The 19,945-nt window shown below is 66.6% G+C and carries 16 protein-coding genes; 7 read left to right on the top strand and 9 right to left on the bottom strand.

The window, feature by feature from the left end:
- Positions 1-30: 30 nt before the first annotated feature.
- Complete coding sequence (locus tag VGR67_07070; GenBank protein ID HEV8336156.1) at positions 31-1,188, bottom strand: hypothetical protein; 1,158 nt, start codon at positions 1,186-1,188, stop codon at positions 31-33.
- Between the two features lie 439 nt (positions 1,189-1,627).
- On the opposite strand from VGR67_07070, the gene VGR67_07065 reads away from it, so the two are divergent.
- On the top strand, positions 1,628-1,957 hold the full coding sequence (locus VGR67_07065) for a metalloregulator ArsR/SmtB family transcription factor (protein HEV8336155.1): 330 nt from the start codon (positions 1,628-1,630) through the stop codon (positions 1,955-1,957).
- 103 nt (positions 1,958-2,060) lie between these two features.
- The gene (locus VGR67_07060; GenBank protein HEV8336154.1) at positions 2,061-2,978 is read left to right on the top strand and encodes an SRPBCC domain-containing protein; all 918 of its coding nucleotides are present in this window, start codon (positions 2,061-2,063) and stop codon (positions 2,976-2,978) included.
- Between the two features lie 31 nt (positions 2,979-3,009).
- On the opposite strand, the gene VGR67_07055 is transcribed toward VGR67_07060, so the two are convergent.
- The 3 genes from VGR67_07055 to VGR67_07045 all read right to left on the bottom strand — a co-directional run bounded on the left by VGR67_07055 (position 3,010) and on the right by VGR67_07045 (position 5,554).
- Positions 3,010-3,294, bottom strand: a complete 285-nt coding sequence (locus VGR67_07055) for a HigA family addiction module antitoxin (GenBank protein ID HEV8336153.1) — start codon at positions 3,292-3,294, stop codon at positions 3,010-3,012.
- A 92-nt stretch (positions 3,295-3,386) separates the two neighbouring features.
- Positions 3,387-4,034 (bottom strand): hypothetical protein, encoded by a 648-nt coding sequence (locus VGR67_07050; GenBank protein HEV8336152.1) that lies wholly within the window; start codon positions 4,032-4,034, stop codon positions 3,387-3,389.
- 188 nt (positions 4,035-4,222) lie between these two features.
- Complete coding sequence (locus tag VGR67_07045) at positions 4,223-5,554, bottom strand: hypothetical protein (protein ID HEV8336151.1); 1,332 nt, start codon at positions 5,552-5,554, stop codon at positions 4,223-4,225.
- An 88-nt stretch (positions 5,555-5,642) separates the two neighbouring features.
- Here VGR67_07045 and VGR67_07040 point away from each other — a divergent pair, with 88 nt between their 5' ends.
- A complete protein-coding gene (locus tag VGR67_07040) occupies positions 5,643-6,299 on the top strand; it encodes a DUF2585 family protein (GenBank protein HEV8336150.1) in 657 nt (218 codons plus the stop codon).
- Positions 6,300-6,409: 110 nt separating this feature from the next.
- The gene (locus VGR67_07035; protein ID HEV8336149.1) at positions 6,410-6,982 is read left to right on the top strand and encodes a DUF2585 family protein; all 573 of its coding nucleotides are present in this window, start codon (positions 6,410-6,412) and stop codon (positions 6,980-6,982) included.
- Positions 6,983-7,014: 32 nt separating this feature from the next.
- On the opposite strand, the gene VGR67_07030 is transcribed toward VGR67_07035, so the two are convergent.
- The 3 genes from VGR67_07030 to VGR67_07020 all read right to left on the bottom strand — a co-directional run bounded on the left by VGR67_07030 (position 7,015) and on the right by VGR67_07020 (position 11,860).
- On the bottom strand, positions 7,015-9,678 hold the full coding sequence (locus tag VGR67_07030) for a M14 family zinc carboxypeptidase (protein ID HEV8336148.1): 2,664 nt from the start codon (positions 9,676-9,678) through the stop codon (positions 7,015-7,017).
- Between the two features lie 203 nt (positions 9,679-9,881).
- Complete coding sequence (locus VGR67_07025) at positions 9,882-11,270, bottom strand: zf-HC2 domain-containing protein (GenBank protein HEV8336147.1); 1,389 nt, start codon at positions 11,268-11,270, stop codon at positions 9,882-9,884.
- A complete protein-coding gene (locus tag VGR67_07020) occupies positions 11,270-11,860 on the bottom strand; it encodes a sigma-70 family RNA polymerase sigma factor (protein ID HEV8336146.1) in 591 nt (196 codons plus the stop codon). The genes VGR67_07025 and VGR67_07020 overlap by 1 nt, the downstream gene beginning before the upstream one ends.
- Positions 11,861-12,053: 193 nt before the next feature.
- On the opposite strand from VGR67_07020, the gene VGR67_07015 reads away from it, so the two are divergent.
- Positions 12,054-14,492 (top strand): VIT domain-containing protein, encoded by a 2,439-nt coding sequence (locus tag VGR67_07015; GenBank protein HEV8336145.1) that lies wholly within the window; start codon positions 12,054-12,056, stop codon positions 14,490-14,492.
- Positions 14,493-14,598: 106 nt separating this feature from the next.
- Here VGR67_07015 and VGR67_07010 read toward each other — a convergent pair whose 3' ends face one another.
- On the bottom strand, positions 14,599-15,573 hold the full coding sequence (locus VGR67_07010) for a nucleotidyl transferase AbiEii/AbiGii toxin family protein (protein HEV8336144.1): 975 nt from the start codon (positions 15,571-15,573) through the stop codon (positions 14,599-14,601).
- Between the two features lie 192 nt (positions 15,574-15,765).
- On the opposite strand from VGR67_07010, the gene VGR67_07005 reads away from it, so the two are divergent.
- Positions 15,766-17,829 carry a fused MFS/spermidine synthase gene (locus VGR67_07005; protein ID HEV8336143.1) on the top strand — a complete coding sequence of 688 codons (2,064 nt, stop codon included), beginning with the start codon at positions 15,766-15,768 and terminating at the stop codon, positions 17,827-17,829.
- 9 nt (positions 17,830-17,838) lie between these two features.
- On the opposite strand, the gene VGR67_07000 is transcribed toward VGR67_07005, so the two are convergent.
- Entirely contained in the window at positions 17,839-18,951 is a 1,113-nt protein-coding gene (locus VGR67_07000; protein HEV8336142.1) for a hypothetical protein, read from the bottom strand.
- A 266-nt stretch (positions 18,952-19,217) separates the two neighbouring features.
- Between VGR67_07000 and VGR67_06995 the strand changes: the two genes are divergently transcribed.
- Positions 19,218-19,811 (top strand): hypothetical protein, encoded by a 594-nt coding sequence (locus VGR67_06995; GenBank protein ID HEV8336141.1) that lies wholly within the window; start codon positions 19,218-19,220, stop codon positions 19,809-19,811.
- The last annotated feature ends 134 nt before the right edge of the window (positions 19,812-19,945 follow it).

The raw sequence follows: 19,945 nt of genomic DNA, 5'->3' as shown, positions 1-19,945 counted from the left end.
CCCTCGCGCGCATGACGCTGCCGTGCAGGGTCAGCGCTTGTAGTAGATGCCTCCATTGACGATGACCACGTACTGGAATATGCCGGTGGCGGGATCGGGGGTGTAGACCCAGTCGGCGATGGCGGCGCCGAACGGCAGGCCGTTGGCGGTGTACTTCGACCAGGCCGCGCCGATCTTGGATTCGATGTTACGCGTGTACAGCCCGTCCCCGCCGCTGGTTGGCGCCCAGCTCCCCACCACGTTGCCCAGCGTCCATCCCAGCCGGTCGTCGCGAATCGTGGAGCCGCAGCAGGTGGGAATGCCCTGGTTGTCGGGCACGAACGTCTGGGCGAGATCGGTGCTGCGGTAGACCGCGGCGTTCACGGTGGGATCGCCGTTGGTGACGAAGATGTGGGTGAAATTCTTGTTGATGTACTGATTGCCGCTGCAGTCGATGCCGGCGTCCATGGCGCGGGCGGTCGGCCAGGTCAGCGAGCGGGCCCAGGTGACGCCGCCGTCGCGGCTCACCCACAATCCGCCGGCGAGTCCCCCGCGGTCGGGTCGGGCCGCGGCGACGACCGTCAAGTTACCGGTGCCGCCGCACTGCATGCCGTGGTTCACTGAGACCGCGTCCAGGCCCGGCTGCACGAGCGTCCAGGAGCTGCCGCCGTCGGTGCTGCGATAGAGCCCGCCGCCATTGAGCGCCTCGGGATCGAACGTGGCGTAGAATTCGTTGCTGCCCCACACCCAGTCCACCATGTAGATCCACCCCAGCACGACACCGTACTCATTCACCGGGAAACCGTTGGTGAGGCGCTCCCAGGTCACCATGGTCTCCGAGTAGGTTCGCCAGATGCCGGCGCTGGTGGCGGCATAGATGGCTGCGCCGGGCCCGTTGGAAAGGTCGAAGATGGTGGGTTGGCTGTAGCCTGGGTAGGTGATCCCCACCTTCGAGAAGCTGGCGCCGCCGTTGCTGCTCCGGTAGACACCGGCGCAGAACTGGTTCTGCGACTGCACCGCGGCGAAGACGTAGCCGGTGTACCCCTGGGTCGCCAGATCCACCACCGTTCCGCAGATTCCGGTGGCCAGGTTCCACTGCCCCGGCGTGCCTCTGGCCGCGTGCAGATCTCCCGACCACGACCCCAGCACGACCGCCACCACGGCCATCGCCGCCACCGCCAGACGCCTCACATGTCTCGCTCCGCTCATGTCGGACCTCCTTCGGACCGAAAGGTCTCCCGCCGCTCACCGTCTTCGGACGGAGAGCCGGCGCTCGAGTTTTTTCCCTTCGGATGTCTATTCAGGAAATCGGCCCGGGAGTTCCCGGTTTCTTGCCCGGCGGGTCGGCCGAGCTCGAGCGCGGGCGAAGAGCAGGGCCAGAAGGCCAAGCTCCACGTCCGCCAGACGTTCCACGCGATGACGCCTGAGATCGAGCAGGCCACCAACCGATCATCCCAGCCTTCACTTCAAGCAGGTACATGTAACCCGCCCCATCTGCTCCGCACGGGTGGCGCTGGGGTATCGAGCCCTTTGCGTCCGTGAGGCGGTCGCGAATACATCGCCGAGCCGCGTGGACCACCGACGTCCATGACGGAGGCCCAGCAATCGATACTTGACAGCCGCGGAGCCTCCTCGTATATTTCACCATATGGTTAACTATAGCGCGCGGCAGCTCGACCTCGCCTTCGGCGCCCTGGCTCATCCGATCCGCCGCGGCATCCTGGCGCGTCTCGCGGCGGGCGAGGCGACGGTGTCGGAGCTGGCCAGGCCGTTCAAGGTCTCGGCGCCGGCGATCTCGAAGCACCTGCGCATTCTGGAGGAGGCGGGATTGCTGACGCGGCGCAAGCAGGGCCGCGAGCATCATTGCCGGCTCGAGGCGAAGCGGTTGCAGGAGGCGGAGCGCTGGCTCGAGCGCCATCGCAGGTCGTGGAACGACCGGCTCGACGCCTTGGAGCGCTACCTCAAGGAGAACCCATGAGCGGCCTGGGCAAGAGGGTGACCTCAAGCAGAACCGGCCCGGGGCAGGAGGCCGATCTCAAGCAAGACGGTCCAAAACGAATCTGAACTTCACGGAGAGAAAGATGAGCGACACGAAGACCGGTGCCACCACGAACACTTCGGATCGGGAGCTCCGCTTCACGCGGGTCATCGACGCGCCGCGGGAGCGCGTCTGGCAGGCGATCACCAATCTTGACGAGGTCGAGCGCTGGTGGGGACCGAAGGGCTTCACGACCAAGACGGAGGAGTTCGCGTTCAAGCCGGGGGGCGTCTGGCGGCACATCATGATTGGCCCAGACGGCGTCGAGTATCCGAACCTGACGCGCTTCGAGGAGATCGTCCCCCCGGAGCGCATCGTCTACACCAACGCGGGCGGGCGAAAGGGGGCCAAGGGAGAGAGCTTCCGGGCCACCTGGTCCCTGAAGGCCGCCGGCGGCGGGACCGAGCTGACACTCCACATGGTCTTCGCCACGCCCGAGGCGCGCGAGCACGTGGTCCAGGAGTACGGCGCGATCGAGGGCGGCGAGGAGACTCTGGGACGCCTGGCCGAGCATCTGGACAAGAAGCCGGCCTTCGAGCTGGTGCTGGAGCGCGTCATCGATGCGCCGCGCGCCCGGGTCTTCGAAGCATGGACCAAGCCGGCACAGATGGCGGAGTGGTTCGCGCCCAAGCCTTACAAGCTGATCATCGACAAGATGGACTTCCGGCCGGGCGGCAGCTTCAGCATGGCGATGCGCGGCCCGGACGGGAAGGACTTCCCGTTCACCGGGACGTACCGTGAGATCGTCCCGCCGGCGAAGCTGTCCTGGACGGGCGAGTTCGAAGGCGGTCCCGCCGGCCAGATGTCGACCGTGGTCACCTTCGAGGAGCAGGGTTCAAAGACCAAGCTGCACGTCCGCCAGACGTTCCACGTGATGACGCCGGAGATCGAGCAGGCCACCAAGGGCGCCAAGGCGGGCTGGACGATGACGCTCGACCAGCTGGAGGCGTATTGCTCGTAAGGCGACATTCCCAGCAACCCAGCCGCTTCCCCTAGCCGGCCTTCCGGAGCTTTGGGACGCTGCGGGTCGGATGTGCCTTGGCCAGGTCATGGTTGGTCTGGAGATTGACCCAGAACTGGGGGGTCGTGCCGAAGGCTTGTGCGAAAAGCCACGCAGTCTCCGGCGTGATGCCGCGCTTCCCGCGAATGATTTCATTGATGCGCTGCACGGAGACCCCGATGTGCTCGGCCAGCTTGACTTGTGTCAGACCGAGCGGCGCCAGGAACTCCGTTTGCAGAACCTCGCCCGGATGCGTCGGAACTCTGCGGCTAGAGATAGCCCGATTTCGATAATGACAGCTTCGCTTGTTAGCGCACGGGTCACGAACGCTACCTTCGGGCGATTCGTGCGCCGCGATACGGCCTCTGTCTAGTTGATCGTCACCTGCCCCAAGCCGACGTGGGCGTGGAGGCGGTAGCGACCGGGACCTTTGCGCTCGAAGGAGCGGAAGAACCCTCCCTTGGAGACGTCGAAGGCGGCCGCCTCGACCTCGCCGGTCATCACCGATGCCTCGACGTGGGCGTAATCTCCGGCCCTGCCGAGATCGACGTTCAGCTCGCCGGCGTGCAGCTCCAGGTCCTTGTTGCCCGTGATGTCTTCCACCCGGAGCTCGCCCGCCGCCATCCGCACGTGGAGATGGGTCTGCCGGGGCACCTCGATGGTGATGCGGAAGTTGTCGTGCGTGCAGCCATCGACCTCCACCGTCCCCTCGGAGCCAGATGTCTTGAGGCTAACCTTGACCCGGCTGTTGTCTTTGGGGCCGTCGTAGCTGACCAGGACCCGGTTCTTGTCGACGCCGATGATCTCCACGCCGCTCGAGCACAGGTCCATCTTGAGGTTGCCGCCGGAGGGGAAATCGACCTGGACGGGCTGTTTCCCGACCTCTTCGACCTCAGTATTAGCATGGCTTGCAGCAAGCGCGCCGGTGGTGGGGAAGAGCAGGGCCAAGGCGACGATGCCAAGTAGGGACGGTAGGGCAAAGGGGAGCGTCTTCAAGGTGATGGGCAGCTTCTTCATGGACGAACCTCTTAGGGCCAGACTTTTCACGGGCAGACTTTCTCATTGAGACGCACGACGGCAGATGACCGGGAATACGGAGATCAGCGCGGGAAAGTTCCATCATCTTGGTGGCTGATAATCAACCATTACACGGTTGATAATCAACCAGGGAAGCCGGGAAGGAGGAGGCGAGTACCGAGCCTTGGCTACGGGCAGGGGGGAGTGCCGGCGTCCAGCGTGTCACGGGGATCGGGGACGAAGCCGCTGTCGCCGTAGGTTCCTAATCCACAGGCGTTCCGGCCGCGCACCAGATAGTAAGCTGCCTGGCCGACCGGCGGCCCGGGGCGCGAGTCGGTGAAGGGGGTGTCGGCCAGGGAATTGGCGAGGCAGCCCGCCCGTCCATATCCGCGATCGAAGACCAGCTGGGAAATCGCTCCGCTCAAGAGGTCGTAGAGCGCGCCGGCTCCCACCACCGGATCGAGACTCGCCCAGGAAATCGCCACCGCCCCGCCGCCCGCCTCCGTCACCCGCAGGCCAAGCGCCTCCGGAGGAGCCGCGAAGGTTCCCGGATCCGACGGAAAGCAGTCCACGAACCAGCGCGCCGCCGTCGGATCGGTCTTGAAGAAATCGAGCAGGAGGCCGGCGACCTTGTTTCTCCCCAAGGTCGAAGGATGGGTGCCGTCGGTCGGCTGGAAGTCGTCGCAGGCCCAGGTGAGCCCGTCGCTGCGCGGGGTGAGCCCGTCGGCCCAAAGATACGGTCCCCAGGAGAGCCAGGGCGCCATCACCGGCCCCTTGGCGGGATCGAAATTGAGCGCCGCGCTGCCGTTGAGCTGCTCCTCGATGAGCCACTTCACCGAGAAGGCCGACTGGTAGGCGTAGGGCTCCGGGTTCAGCGTCGAGCTCGCGTATCCCGCGTAGGTCCGGCTCGAAAGATAGACGCTGCGGGTGTTGGGATAGCGCGACTTGACGATCTGGACGATGGAGCGCAGCTCGTCGCGAAGGATCTGCGCGTCCAGCGGAAACGCCTCGGTGGGACCCACCCGCGCCTCCTTGAGCCAGACCGCCTCCACCTGCAAAGGGGTCACGCCGGCGTTCGCGAGCTTCTGGTCGACGTGCGTCCAGTAGAGTGCTCCGGGATTCGAGATGATAGTGGCATCCTGCCCGCCCTCCGCCGCATCGACGACGACCAGCCGCGAATTCTTCACCGGGTCGGCGTCGGCGAGCGGCTTGAACGTGCTGAACTCCTGCGTCGTGTTGGACATGCCCACCGACATCAGGACGATCTTGCCGTTCGCGGCATCCGGCAGTCCCTGCGGATCCAGGAGCATGACGCGCCCCACCCGATCGAGAGCCTGCTCGTGCGAGGCGGGGCGCGCGTTCGAGCCTCCCGGATAGAGGCCCCCCTCGAACCCCTGGTAGGTGCCGGGCCCCAGGTCGTTGAGCGGCAGAAATCCCACGGAAGTCCCGCTGCAGTCGGCAGCGGAGAGTGACCCGTGGAAGAGGATGAAAGCCGTCAGCGCGAGGGCTCTTCTAAACATGATGTCGATTCATATACCGCTTGACCCTGGAATTTGCAAGGAAATGCCGCCGACGTCGATTCTGGCTAGAATAATGATGCTTATGCCTATGAGCTCTTTCTACCAAGTATCAGTTATCAAAGCCCATGCAACAGGCTGGCCTGAGACCGGCCTGCGCCGCGCCCTGAGCTTCCTGAGAAGCCATCGGTGGATCGTCCTCGGCGCCATCGCGGTGCTGGTGCTGACGGCGGCCGTCGAGACGTCGATGGGGCGCTCGCCATTGGGACCGGACGGCCGGTTCGGCTGGTGGGACGGCGACATCTGGAGCAGCGGGAACTCGCAGCGGGTGATGGACGTCTATTCGTTCTCGCACATCGTGCACGGGATCCTCTTCTTCGCCGGGTTGTGGCTGGTCGCGCCGCGGCTTCCGCTTCGCCGCCGGCTGCTGATCGCGCTGCTGCTCGCGGCAGGCTGGGAAATCCTCGAGAACTCGCGGCCCGTCATCGAGCGCTACCGCGCAGGGACGATCGCTCAGGGCTATATCGGCGACAGCATCCTCAATTCCTGCAGCGACATCCTCATGATGGCGCTCGGCTTCCTGTGCGCCTCGCGGATGCGCCTGCGGACAAGCGTGGCGGCCATCGTCGTCCTGGAGCTTTTCTGCCTCTTCTGGGTGCGTGAGAACCTGACGTTGAGCGTCCTGCGGGTTCTCCACCCCATCCCCGTCGTCCAGGCCTGGCAGTCAGCTCGGCACGTCGTACCCTGAACACTTGCGCGCTTGAAATGTGGTAATGATGCTTGTGCCTATCGACCCCGCTTCACCTATCAAAGCCCATGCACCAGCCTGAGCCCGGCCTGCGCCGTGCTCTGAGCTTCTTGAGAAGCCACCGGTGGATTGTCCTCGCCGTGCTCGCCGTGATCGCGCTGACGGCGATCGTCGAAAGATCGATCGGACGCTCGCCGCTGGGGCCGGACGGAAGGTTCGGATGGTGGGACGGCGACATCTGGAGCAGCGAGAACTCGCAGCGGGTTCTCGACGCCTATTCCTTTTCACACGTCGTGCACGGGATCCTGTTCTTCGCCTTCCTGTGGCTCGTGGCGCGGCGGCTGCCGGTGCGCTACCGGTTCCTGATCGCGTTGCTGATCGAAGCGGGGTGGGAGATCCTCGAGAACTCTCCGGTGATCATCAACCGCTACCGGGAGGCGACGATCGCCCAAGGCTACGTCGGCGACAGCGTGCTCAATTCGTGCAGCGACGTCGTGATGGTGGCGCTCGGCTTCCTGTTCGCGTCCCGGATGCGCCCCTGGGTCAGCGTCACGGCGGTCCTCGTCATGGAGGTCGTCTGCCTGATCTGGGTGCGCGACAACCTGACGCTGAACGTCATCATGCTGGTCCATCCCATCGAGGCGATCAAGGCCTGGCAGTCAGCCGGCCACCTCACGCCTTGAATCGCCCCTCTTGATTGTTTCCCCACAACTTCCTACGGGGCCGTCGCTTTCGCCGAGGTGATTCTCGGCATGAGCAGGGCGTTGAAGATCAGCTTGGAGGTGGAGGGGGTCGAGCCGCGGAAGTTGGGGGAGAAGGTGTAGAGGACGAACTGGCCGCGGCCTTTGCGGGCCCAGACGCCGGCGACGGTGTTGGCCAGGAGCTTCTCGTTCTCGGCGAAGCCGGAGAGGAGGATCTCGGTCTCGGGATGGCTGACGAGGACGCGGCGATCCATGTCGGGCCCCGGCACCGACGTGCGAAACACCGGCTTTCCCTGGAAGAAGTAGCCGCCCTCTTCCGGCATCCCCCAGGTCAGCGGGCTGTCCTGGGCGAAGCGGGCGCGCATCCAGGAGCCCGGCACGGCGAAGCCTTTCTTGCCCAGCTCCTTGGCGACGTTCTCGACGGGGAGCTGGAATTCCTCCCCCTCCGCATCTTTCTCCTTGCCGTGCTTGATCTCCTGGACCCCGAGGAAGAGATCGCAAGACTCTCCCCAAGCGAGAATGACTCCGCCTTGTTCGGCGAACGCGATGAGCTTCTGCATCCCCTTCGAGCCGATCCCCTTGCGGAACTCGGGCGGGAGATCGGGAATCGAAACCTTCTCGTCCTGCTTGAAGTGTCCCTCCATCAGCTCTTCCTTGCTGTTGTTGGGGAAGACGATCAGATCGTAGCCGGCCGCGAGGTCGAGCTTCTCGATCTCGCCGGGGTGCACGACCTTGTAGGGGACTCCGTAAGTGTCGAACAGGAAGCGGGTCCATCCCGCCTCCATGTCGTGGAAGTAGGTTTCGACGAGCGCGACGCGCGGCAGCTTCACGGGGTCGAGCTTCCCGCCTGGGTCGGCTGTCAGTACGACCGGAGGCACGGCCACCTTCTCTAGGAGCGCTTCCGTGGGGGTGCCCGTCCCGCCGCGGACGATGATGGTTCCGGCGGGAAGAGGATTCCCGCCGGCGCTCGCCGGAGTCGTCGTCCGGCTAACGGAACGTCCGGTCGCCAAGGCGAGGAAGGCGGCGCGGAACGCTTCGTTCTCGTCGGGCCGGAACGCGATCCCCCAGGTCCCGGCCGGCAGCCGCGACGGGCGGTTGCCGAGGGTGAGGGGAGTCTGCAAGCTCTGCCACGCTGCTTCCATCTCCGGCAGCCGCGCGCCCACGGCCTCCGCCGCGACGCCGCGATGCAGCGGCAGCGACCAGCTCGTGATGTCGTAGGGGCGGATGATCTCGCCGTCGGGCGTGTAGTGCCGGATCGGATAGCGCTGCTTCTCCATCACCTCCTGGATGAAGGGACGGAAGGGCTGCGCCAGAGGCACGACCACCGAGCCCGCCTCGAACCGCCGGCCGCCGGCGGCGACTTCGTGCGGCAGGTGGAACAGCCGCACGCCGTGCTCGGCGAGGAGGTTGACGAGATTGACCCATTCGCCGCGATCGCGCTGGCTCGGCGGCAGGACGAAGTAGTAAGGCGGCTGGCTCCGGCCGCGGGCGACTTCGCGGCGGCAGAGATCGTTCTGGAAGCGCAGGAGGTCCAAACGATTCTCGGCCGCGGTGCGCAGCAACGACCGGAACGACGACAGCTCGTAATTCACCGCGTCGCTCAGCCGCCACCATCCGCCCGGCCACGGGTCCGGCATGTTCACGCTCTTCTTGTACTCCGACAGCCCCTTGCCTCCGCCTTCCAGCTCGTTCGGCTCGATGTACACGGGCGAGGCGCCGTTGGGAGTGGCGTTCTCGGTCAGCAGGGCGATGCTGTTCTTCCAGAGCGCCGTTTCGGTCGAGCCGGGCCAGTAGTTGTCGAACTCCCAATGCTGCGAGACGCCCTTGAGGCCGTCGTGCGCCATGTCGCGCGCCATGTTGGTGCCGAAGACGTTGATCCAGCTCCAGACTTCCCCGTCGACGTTCTCGGCGATCGGATCGTGGTTGGGAGGGCAGTAATAGCGCGGCCCGGCCGAGCCCATGCCGTGCTTCTCGACCATGACTTGCGGGAACCATTCGGTGGAGTACAGGCGCGCGATGGCGCGCGTGTCCTCCTGCGAGAGGGTGACGTAGTCGCGGTTGTTGTCGTGGCCCACGTAGCGGTGGTAGACGCGCGGCAGCGACGAGCCGTCCCAGGGCGTCCCACGATACTTGTGGTAGTTCTCCACCACCATGTCGAGGCCGTCGGGATTCTGGGAAGGCACGATCATCCAGACGGTTTCCTCGAGCTGGCGGACGACGGCGGGATCGCGGGTGACGGCCAGCTCGTAGGCGTAGAGAGGAAAGGACTGGGTGGGCGCCATCTCGTCGGCGTGCATCGACAGCGTCGCCAGGAGAAAGACGCGGCCTCGTTCGGTGAGCGCGGTGCGCTCCGTATCGGGGATCGACGGATCGAGCGCCAGGCGCTGGTTGATCTCGCGCAGGCCGTCGAGCCCCGCGATGTTCTTTTCGCTCGAGATGAAGGCGACCATCATCGGCTTGCCCTGGGGCGACGTGCCGATCCGACGAAGCTCCAGGCGCGGCGAGGCTTTATCAAGCGCTTCCAGATACCCGAGGAGCTGCTCGTAGTCGATCAGGCGCCCTTCGGCGCCCGGCTGGAACTTGAAATAGGCTTCCGGGGTGGGCGGGGCCTCCGCCTGAGCCGGCGAGGCCAAGAGGACGCCGAGGATCGCCGCCAGGAACCACGCCTTCGCGAACATGCCTCCTCCTTGTCGCAGCGCCGGCCCCTCCCGGGGGTCGGGCTCGCGGGGGGATTCTAAGAGATCTGAGGCGCTTTTAGCGCACCGCCGGAGTTTCCGGCCATTATTTATCGAACGTTGCCGGGAGGATTAGGTTTCGGGTGATCGGCGATACCGATTGCAGCGTCCAAAGCCGGCGGGCAAAGCGGGGAGTTTACAAGCCGTCAGGGAGTAGGACTCGGTCTGCCGGGGATCGGGCCGCAGCGTTGCTCGAGATTCGGGCGGAAGCGCGTCCAGACCGCCTGGCGGATCTCGGCTTCGAGATCGAGGACGGAGCGGGAGGCGGCGACTTCGGGGGAGTCGCCGTACTGCGCCTTATAGATGATGCTTCCCTGCGAGTCCCGGAGCGTCAGGGTCTTGGACCGGGCCCCTTTGTCCTGCTGGGAAGCGTCTTCGGGCGCCTCGGCCCGGGCCGCGGACGCCCCGATTTCCCGGGAAGCGGCGCGGTTGAAGAGGGCCTCCAGCTCGAAGGGCGCCACGAGGTTGCCTCCATCCGCCGGTTGCGTCGCGACGTTCACCGAGCAGGCATAGCCGCGCTGCACCAGAGTGATCACCCCTTCCTCGGAGAGGGTGACGGTGGCCTCCGGCGTCTCATAAAGAAGCGAGCGCGGGCCGGGGGCCGGAGCCTCGAGAAGCGCTTCGCGCCCGGCGTCTGCCTTCGCCTTGGCCATCTCCCGCGCTTCTTTCCCTCTTGCCGGATAGTACGTCTTGCGCGGGCGGCCGGAGAGGGGTTGTGCCTCTCCATACCCAGGTCCGGCTCCCATGGCGGTGCCGGCCGGCGGCGGGGCGTTGTCCGGCGGCTCCGAAGGCTCCGCCGTCGCCGGGGGCGGTTGAGGTGCCGGGGCGCGGCTTCCGCCGGCCGCGCCCTCCGTCTGCAGGGCGTCCTCATAGCCCTCGGCCCGATCCGGGCTCGCGTCGCCGTCGGTCTCCTGAGCTTCGTTGAAGCTCTCCTCCTGCGAGGCCCGCCGCTCGTCCGGGCGCGCCTTCTCGTCGGCCATCGACTCTTGCTTCTTGGCGGTCTCCGGCGAAGTCTTCGAATTAAGCCGGTTCAGGTCCTTCCCCAGGTGGACCATGATGGCGTCGGAGTTTTCCTTCTCGGCCAGGGAGGTCCCGCTTACCCCTTTGGCCTCGGGAGGCGAGGAGGGGGTCGCGGCAGCGCCGTCTTGCACGGCATCCTGGTCTCTGAGAGGCGGGGACGCCGGCTGCGGCATCTGCTGGCGCACCGCCAGCCAGACCAGTGTGGCGACCGCCACTCCGGCCGCGGCCAGGGCGAAGGGGCTCCTCCAGAAGGGAGTTCGGAGCCGGTCGCGCTGGCTGCGCTTCGCGGCTTGTTCGATCCGGTAGCGAATCTGGGTGGCGAGATAGGAAGGCATCGGCGGCGGCTCTTCGGAGGCCACCGAGGTGGAAAGGGCGCGAAAGTCGTCGACCAAGTCGCGGCACAGGACGCAGTCGCGCAGGTGCTCCTCCACCCGGACTCTTTCTTCGGGGTCGGCGGCCCCGTCCAGATAGGCGGAGATCGCCTCGGTCGGATGGAGGTCTTCGGGCGGGCCCATCACCCCTCCTCCTGCACGCATTCCCTCAAGGCGAGGCGGGCGCGCGCCAGGCGCGAGCGCACCGTCCCCAGGGCGATTCCCAGGATCCGGGCGGTCTCCTCGTAGGAGAGAGTCTCGACGTCCCGCAGCGAGAGGACCGCCCGAAAGGACATCGGCATCTTCTCCAGGCACTGGCTGACCCGGCGCATCAGCTCACGGGTCTCGAGCGTGCGAAGCGGCGAGGCGGTCTCCGAAGCTTCGGCGCTCCGGAAGCGCTCGCCCGCGAAGCCCGTCCAGGGGTCCGAGACGCGGCGGATCCGCTCGGCGGCCTTGTCCCGATGGTTGAGCGCCCGGGTCACGGCGATCCGGTGCAGCCAGGTCGAGAGGCTGGACTCGCCTCGGAACTCGGGAAGCGCCCGGTAGGCCGACAGAAAGACTTCCTGCATCACGTCCTCCGTATCTTCCCGATGGCGAAGTATCCGCCAGGCGACCTTCCAGAGCCGGGGGAGGTACTGCCGCACCAGGCTTTGAAACGCGTCGGCGTCTCCCAGGCGGGCGCGGCGGACGAGCTCCTCCTCGGAATCGGGGCTCACCAGACGAAGGTTTCGCATGCCCTCAAGAATGCCACGTCTGCGGGAAAAAGTCCCGGAGCTTCTCATCGAGAGATGAGACAGCTCGAGCGCCGGAAAGTTCCCGAGAACCCCCCCAAAAAAGACGATTGGGAAATGGGCGGGTGACGGGAACTTTTTCCGGGCGCGGCGGTCTCACGAGCAGGAACCAAAAACGTTCGAAGAAGGAGGAGACATGACCGCGTCCGGTACCCGCAACCTGCTCCGCATCGTTCTGCTGTGCCTGCTCGCCTTGCCGCCGGGCGGGGGAGCGCTCGCTTCCGAGCCGCGAGGGCCGCGCCTCGCCGGCGCCAGCGAGAATCAAGACCCGTTTCTCCTGAAGTCCACCGACGTGAAGGTCGTGATCACCGGCCCGGTGGCGCACGCCGTGGTCACGCAATCGTGGGAGAACCCGAACCCCTATCCGGTCGACGGCCTCTACATCTTTCCGCTGCCCGCCGGCGCCGCCGTCACCGACATGAGCCTGCGGATCGGCGATCGCCTCATCCAGGGCGACATGAAGCGGCGCGCCGAGGCCCGGGCGATCTACGAGCAGGCCCGTGCCGGGGGACGGGTGGCGGGGCTGCTGGATCAGGAGCGGCCGAACGTCTTCGCCCAGCAGGTGGCCAACATCATTCCGGGCGCGCGCGTGCAGGTGATTCTCTCCTTCGATCATGAGATCCGCTGCGAGGACGGCGCCTGCGAGTACGTCTTCCCGACGGTCGTGGGGCCGCGGTTCATCCCTTGCCGCCAGACCGATCCCGGAAAGATCGATCCCCCCGTCGTCGTCCCGGATCAGGTCACCGGGCAGCGGCTGACGATGCGGGTGGCGCTCGACGAGGGGATCGAGATCCGCGACCTCCGGTCGCCTTCGCACCGGGTGGGCATCACGCAGGAGGACGAGAAGGCCGCCCAAGTGAGGCTCTCCGACGAGGACGGCCGCGGCGCCGCCTTGAACCGCGATTTCCGCCTGCTCTGGCGCCTGGGCGGGGAGGCGACCGAGATGGGGATCCTGGCGTGGCGGAATGCCTCCGAGGAAAGCGGGCCGGGCGTGTTCACGCTGGTCCTGCAGCCTCCGGCCGAGCCGGGCGACGAGGAGGCGGCGCCGCGCGAGCTGATCTTCGTCCTCGACTGCTCCGGCTCGATGATGGGCGTCCCGATCGAGGCGGCGAAGAACGTCGTCCGGAAGGCGCTCGTGGCGCTCCGGCCGGGAGACACGTTCCAGATCGTCCGGTTCTCGGATCGGGCTTCCGGGCTCGGCCCGGCTCCCCTGGCCGCGACGCCCGAGAATCTCCGGCGCGCCCGGATCTTCCTCGATTCGCTGCGGGGCGAGGGCGGCACGGAGATGATCTCCGGAATCCGGGCGGCGCTCGCGCGGCCCGCGGATCCGGAGCGGCTGCGCATCGTCGCGTTCCTCACCGACGGCTACATCGGCAACGAGAGCGAGATCCTCGGCGAGGTCCGGCGCCTGCTCGGCGGCGCCCGGCTCTTCTCGTTCGGGATCGGCTCCTCGGTCAACCGTTACCTCCTGGAAGGACTGGCCGAGGAGGGGCGGGGCGAGGCGGCGTTCCTCGCGCCGCGCGAGACTCCCGACCAGATGGTGGAGCGCTTCGTCGAGCGGATCGAGACGCCCGTCCTCACCGACATCCGGATGACCTGGAAGGATCTGGAGGTGGAGGATCAGGAGCCGCGGAACATCCCCGATCTCTTCGCTGGCTCGCCGCTCGTCGTCCACGGCCGTTACCTCCGCCCCGGCACCGGCCTGCTTCGTCTGGAAGGAACGTCGCACGGGCTGCGCCGCGTCCTGCGCCGGGTCGTCACGCTGCCGGCCGAAGCGGCCGATCACGAGGCGCTCGGGCGCCTCTGGGCGCGCGCCCGGATTCATCGTCTGGAGCGCGAGCTGCACGACGGGGCCCAGCCCGAAGTGGTCGAGGCGATCACCAGGCTCGGCCTTCGCCACCGCCTGATGACGGCCTACACGTCGCTCGTCGCGGTCGACAGCGAGGTGTCGAACTACAGCGGGTCCTCGACGGAAATCAACGTGCCCGTCGAGATGCCGCAGGACGTCTCCTACGAGGGGAACTTCGGCGTGGCCGGGAACATGACGGGGTTCGTGGCGCGCCAATCGTTGATGGTCCAGGGGTATGGGGACGCCAAGGCGCAGGCGCCTCCGGCCTCGACGGGTGCGGGGGTTCCTTCTTCCTCGCCTCGAGAGACCGCCAAGGCCGAGCCGTATCTGGACAAGCTCGGGAGGAAGAGAAAGGACGGATCCGGAAGGGAGAACGCCGGCGGCGCCGCAAATGACAGCGTCGATCGCGAGGAAGGGGACTCGTCGCGGTCCTTCGAAAGCATCACCGTCGTGCTCCCCGGCGGGACCGAGCTTAGCGTCGAGAGCGACGGGGAGCTCTGGCGGACCCAGGGGAAGAGCCGGACGCTGGTCGCGAGCCTCGCGGCCCGCGAGATGGCGGAGCTCAGAACCCTTCTCGCCGCAGCGCGCCCCGAGACGTGGACGGGCGGCGGCTCAGGCGGGCGGATCGTCTTCGCCGGCGCGGGCATGGCGCGGGCCGCGTCGCTTCCCTCGGCGAACCCGGCCATCCAGGCTCTATCCGACTGGGTTAAGCAGCACGCTAAATAGCGGGCGACTCTTCCCAAGGGCAAATACGAAGGATGAGTTGGGGGTCCCGATCCTAAACAGATCGGGGCCCCTCCTCACTCTTTTTTTCTACGGGGTCTGTGACGCGCTACGGGGCGGGCGACTCGCCCGAGGGCGATTCCGTGGCGGAGACTTTCGGGACGCGTGGCGATGCGAGGAGCGCGGAGACGTGCGCGCCAAGACGCGTGACGACCGTCTGGTAGAGCGGCACCTCGGTCGAGAGCGACTTCAGCGCCTTGTCCCACCCCGCCTGGACCTTCGCAAGGAGCGGCTCGGGGAAGAAGCTCTCCGGCCCCTGAAAAGACAGGTTTCCGCTGCGGCACTTCTCGCGCAGCAGCGCCGGGAAGTCGGGGACGTCCAGCCGCCCTCCGAAGGCTTCCAGCACTTTCCATAGATCGTAATAATCGAGAATCCGTCGATCGATCGCCTCGCTCTTTCCGGCGGCGCCGTGCTCGAGAATCGCCCGCAGCTTCTCCGCGACGATCTCGTCCAAGGAGCAGACGAGGACCTGCAGCTCGATCGTCTCGCCGTAATCGTGCCGGATGGGGCGGGAGGCGCAGGGCGTCAGCAAGATCTCGTCCATGGTGATGCGGGCGATGACGGGCGGGGCCTCCTTCTGCCATGGAAACCGCGCCGTGATCTCGAACGCCTTCTTCTCCTCGCGCGAAGCCCGGCGGCCGCCGGGCTCGCAGTGGATTTGAACGGAAGTATAGGGAGTGAGCATCCGGACGACGTTCGACGTGGCCTCCAGGATCGCCTGATCGAGCGCCGGGCCGGCCGGAACCGCGCCGACCGCGGTGAAGTCCATCTCCTCGGTGAATCGGTAGCCGGGGAAATACGACTTCCGCAGCGCCGCTCCTCCGTTCAGGACCAGCGTCTCCTTCAGGGAGGGGACGCTCGCGATTCCCGCGAGGATCCAGGACATGACGTAGTCGCGCTCGGCGACTTCCGGAGCGAGACCGGCGCGATCCGATTCCGCCCGCAGGCGCGCCTGCAGCGGCTTGATCTTCACGCGGTCCGCGCCGGCCGGCAAAGGGACGACCTTCGGTCGGTTCCCGGGCACGCATTCCTCCACATCGGCAAAGACGCCGGGACCTGGGTTTCGAGAGGGACGGGTGCAATAGAGTAGCCGACAACGGCTCCGAGTTCCAGATCGGGGAGGATTTTCCCCCGGAAAGGCGCGCGGGCAGCGCCTCGGGGCTGGATTGACAAATGGGACGGCCGGGCGTATCTAGGACGACTCATCGAGGTCTCTTTGCGCCGATACGCCGTCACCATATTCCTCAGCGCCTTCCTGCTATTCCAGATCCAGCCGCTGATCAGCAAGGTCATCCTCCCCTGGTTCGGGGGCGGGACCTCGGTCTGGACGACCTGCCTGCTCTTCTTCCAGGTGGCGCTGCTTGGAGGCTACGCCTACGCGCACTGGTCGAGCAGCCGCCTGAAGCCCCGCTCCCAGGCCGTCCTGCACCTGGCTCTGCTCGCCGCGGCCATTCTGCTGATGCCGATCCTGCCGGGCCCCGGATGGAAGCCGCCCGATCCCGGACGTCCGACGCTGCGGATTCTCACGCTTCTGGGAGCGACGATCGGCCTGCCCTATTTCATGCTCGCCACGACCGGGCCGCTGCTCCAGCGGTGGCGGTCGCTGGCGATGCCGGGCCTTTCACCCTACCGGCTCTACGCGCTCTCGAACGCCGGCTCGCTCCTGGCGCTGCTGACCTACCCCGTCGCCGTCGAGCCGCTGCTCTCGCTGCGCGCCCAATCGCTCGCCTGGTCCGCCGGGTTCGTCCTGTTCTGCGCCGCCTGCGTCCTGTGCGCGGCATCGATCTGGAAAGGCGCGCCTTCGGCGCCGGCGGCTCAGGAAACCCGCCGGAGCGCGGCGGCGCGGGACGCAGGCGCGCCGCGCCTGGCCGCGAAGATCCTATGGCTCCTGCTGGCGGTCAACGGCTCGCTCATGCTCCTCGCCGTGACCAACCAGATGTGCCAGGACATCGCCTCCGTTCCATTTCTCTGGGTAGTGCCCCTCACGCTTTACCTGGTCTCGTTCATCATCTGCTTCGAGAGGGATCGCTGGTATTCGCGGAAGGTCTTCTGGACGCTGGAGGTCGTGGCGGCCGGTGCCATGGTGTGGGCGCTGATTCGCGGCCCGGCGGCCGACGTCCTGACGCAGGTGTCGATCCTGTCGCTCGGTCTCTTCGCAGCCTGCATGGTGAGCCATGGAGAGCTGGTGCGGCTGCGGCCTGCGCCGGAGTACCTGACCTCTTTTTATCTGATGATCGCGGCGGGCGGAGCGTTGGGAGCCGTCTTCGTGTCGCTGATCGCGCCGGCGATCTTTCGATCCTATCTGGAGCTGAACGTGGGGATATGGACCACCTTCGTGGTGGCCCTGGTGGCCTATCTTTACAGCTCCTCCGCGTCGGCGCCGAAGTCCGGCCGGGCCCGCTCGATCGCTTTCGTCACGGCGGCGGTGTCGGGCGTCGTCGTGTTGAACGCCGTGCTCACCCTTCAGGCGCTGGCCGACCTGCTCGCCTACAACGTCGCCTTGCGCAATTTCTATGGAGTGCTCAGGGTGCAAGAGAGCGATCGGGGCGACCCTCTCCGGCATCGCCTCAGCCTGTTCCACGGCCGGGTCAGCCATGGCTGGGAGTTTACCGACGATTCGCTGCGGCGAGCCCCGACCGCTTACTACGGCGAGAACAGCGGGGTCGGCCTGGCGCTGCGATATTTTCCGCACGAGAAGCCGCTGCGGGTGGGGGTCGTCGGGCTCGGAGTCGGCACCGTCGCGACGTACGGGCAGGAGGGGGACACTTACCGCTTCTACGAAATCAATCCCGACGTCGGGCTGCTCGCGGAGTCGCAGTTCGTCTACTTGCGCGACAGCAGCGCCAGGCACGAGATCGTGCCGGGCGACGCCCGCCTGTCGCTGGAGAGGGAGCGGCCACAGGGCTACGACGTTCTCGTCCTGGACGCCTTCAATGGCGATTCGGTACCCATACACCTGCTGACCCGGGAGGCTTTTGGAGCTTACCGGCGGCATCTCGCGAAGGGAGGCCTGATTGCAGCCAACATCTCGAACCTCCACGTCGATCTGCGTCCGGTAGTGTGGGGCGTCGGGGAGGATTTCGGGTACCGGCCTCTCATGGTCGACTCGCCGGGAGACTGGGAGGGAAGGGTCAGCGCGGCGACCTGGGTGCTGCTCACCCACAACCAGGAATTCCTGAACCGGAAAGAAGTGCGCCAGGCGGCGGCCGCCGCGCCGCCGCGCCGGGTCCTCTGGACCGATTCCTATAGCAACCTCTTCACCCTCCTCAAATGGCGGTGAGCGGAGCCGTCACGCCGGAACCAGTCTCTCCAGAAACGCGGCGAACCCCTCGAAGGCGAAGGAGCAGCGCGAGAAGAGCCGGCGGTAGCGGCGCTCCAGCACGTGCCGCTCCATCAAGGTGGCCGGCATGCCGACGACCGTCACGTCGCGGCTGCGGTGGCCGAAGGCGCGCGCCAGCATCGATCGGATGAGGTAATCGGCATCGGGCAGCGAGTAGCCGACGATCACCAGGCGGCTGGAGCTCTGCAGCGCCCGCTCCGCCCGCGTCCACGTGTCCCGCAGGACCCGGTGCTCGTAACGTTGATCGAGGCTCGGCCCCACGAGGACCGCCTCGTAGGGCGACGTGCAGCGCTCCATGCAGCACCGGCCCAGCGCGGGATCGTCGAGGAGCGTCAGCGCCCCTTTTCCTTCGAGCAGCGTGATGTCGAGCTCGTCGCAGCGCGGGCAGTATAGCCAGTTGAGCGAGCCGTTGAGCTTCAGGAGCGGGATTCTTCCCCTCCGGACGATCTCCTGACTGTCGGGGATGGCGCGGTAGTGGTGCATCTCGTCGAACCGCCCGGCGTGGAGGTCGCCGCGGCGCTGCACCGCCTCGCGGACCGGGAGCCCGTAGTTGACGTTTTTCGGAGTTCGTCCCAGCAGGGCGTTGTCCATCACGATGTCGTAGTTGGTCGACAGGAGCGTGGTCCCGGCCTCCGGTAGCGCCCGGGCGAAACGTCGCGCGATTCTTCCCTGGCCCTCGCCGATCGCCCTGGCGATGACCCTGCCAATCGAGGCGATCAGGTGCCCCCGGACTTCGATCAGATGCTCGCGCGACCTTCCGGCGGGAGAAGGAGCGCGGCCTGAGAGCGAGGCATCGATGAGCGTGAAGACGTCGTCGATCCGGGGTCGCTCCGCCGCTTCGGCCCCCGGCCGCACGCATTCTTCCCCGAAGACGTCCGCGAAGAAGGTGACGAGCAGATTCGCGGCGAAGCCGCTCTGGATGATTTCGTGGAGCAGCTCGTCCATGAGGGGAATTTCGGGATAGTCGGCTCGCGTGGCCCCGGCGCCCAGGAAATAGGTCGTCGGAGGCGCGGCCGTCGTGATGAGCCCGTCCGCGGGTGGGTGGGAAATGGCGCGGTGCATCCTGCGGGACCTCGGAGCCAGCCGTGTGGCGGCGCTCCCTTGATCGAATATAGGGCCGCGCCAGGGCATTGCAAGCCGCCGGCCGCGCGGGCCGGAGGTTTCGTCGGATTTCAGGCCGCGGGGCGCGGGCGCCGTGCGTGAGCGTCATCCTTTTGTCGTTCCTCGAGGCCGCGGGCGTCCATCGCGGCGTCACCGGCCATCTTCCGGTGTTGACAGCCAGGACGCGCGGCCTATCTTCTGCACCTGGGGTTTCAACAGGAGGTGTCATGCAACCCAGTGCCGCGACCGCTCATGCTTCCTCTTTGCCGAGATGCAACCGATGCAACACCGAGCTCGGCGCCACGCAGGACCGCGTGCAAACGACCGAAGGGATCCTGTGCCCTCCCTGCGCGAACAATCTCCAGGCGGAGCGAACCCGGGACATCCAGGCGCAGGGCCAGGACGTCAACTATCCGATGGCGCTGCTCGGCGCGCTGCTCGGCGGCACCCTCGGCGTCCTCGCCTGGTGGTTGATCACCGTCTGGACCAATACTGCATTCGGCCTCGTCGCGATCCTGATCGGCATCGCCGTCGGCAAAGGGACGACGATGCTGGCCGGAAACAAGCGCTCCCGGGGACTCCAGATCCTCTCCTTGATCGTGGCCGGGTCCGCTTTCTTCTACGCCAGCTTCCTGGTGAACCGCAGTTTCATCCAGCAGGCGCTGGAGAAGGAAGGGAGGGAGATGGCTCTCGCGATCCTCCCGAATCCCGCGACGATGGCTCAAGTGGTCGCCCTGAACTTCGACGTCATGAGCGTCCTGTTTCTCGCCATCACGTTGTGGGAAGCCTGGAAGATCCCGGGACCGGCGAAGCTTCCCTAGTGTCGCGTCTCAAAAATCATGTTACATTCGGCCCCCGATCCATCCCGGCTCGCCGCGTTGCGCCTCGCTTGCGTACCGCCTTGGGTACGCGACGCTCTGGCGCGCCTTGCGATCCGGGCGCCTCGGCGACCTCG

It is taken from the genome of Candidatus Polarisedimenticolia bacterium, from assembly GCA_036004685.1.
Classification (GTDB): Bacteria; Acidobacteriota; Polarisedimenticolia; order Gp22-AA2; family AA152; genus DASYRE01.
The sequence above is the reverse complement of the archived record's forward strand: the minus strand, read 5'-3'. Positions and strand labels throughout refer to the sequence as shown.

Bases quoted from the DNA above. Each gene is read 5' to 3' on its own strand.
- VGR67_07070 (HEV8336156.1), bottom strand. From the start codon at position 1,188: ATGAGCGGAGCGAGACATGTGAGGCGTCTGGCGGTGGCGGCGATGGCC.
- VGR67_07065 (HEV8336155.1), top strand. From the start codon at position 1,628: ATGGTTAACTATAGCGCGCGGCAGCTCGACCTCGCCTTCGGCGCCCTG.
- VGR67_07060 (HEV8336154.1), top strand. From the start codon at position 2,061: ATGAGCGACACGAAGACCGGTGCCACCACGAACACTTCGGATCGGGAG.
- VGR67_07050 (HEV8336152.1), bottom strand. From the start codon at position 4,034: ATGAAGAAGCTGCCCATCACCTTGAAGACGCTCCCCTTTGCCCTACCG.
- VGR67_07045 (HEV8336151.1), bottom strand. From the start codon at position 5,554: ATGTTTAGAAGAGCCCTCGCGCTGACGGCTTTCATCCTCTTCCACGGG.
- VGR67_07040 (HEV8336150.1), top strand. From the start codon at position 5,643: ATGAGCTCTTTCTACCAAGTATCAGTTATCAAAGCCCATGCAACAGGC.
- VGR67_07030 (HEV8336148.1), bottom strand. From the start codon at position 9,678: ATGTTCGCGAAGGCGTGGTTCCTGGCGGCGATCCTCGGCGTCCTCTTG.
- VGR67_07025 (HEV8336147.1), bottom strand. From the start codon at position 11,270: ATGGGCCCGCCCGAAGACCTCCATCCGACCGAGGCGATCTCCGCCTAT.
- VGR67_07020 (HEV8336146.1), bottom strand. From the start codon at position 11,860: ATGCGAAACCTTCGTCTGGTGAGCCCCGATTCCGAGGAGGAGCTCGTC.
- VGR67_07015 (HEV8336145.1), top strand. From the start codon at position 12,054: ATGACCGCGTCCGGTACCCGCAACCTGCTCCGCATCGTTCTGCTGTGC.
- VGR67_07000 (HEV8336142.1), bottom strand. From the start codon at position 18,951: ATGCACCGCGCCATTTCCCACCCACCCGCGGACGGGCTCATCACGACG.
- VGR67_06995 (HEV8336141.1), top strand. From the start codon at position 19,218: ATGCAACCCAGTGCCGCGACCGCTCATGCTTCCTCTTTGCCGAGATGC.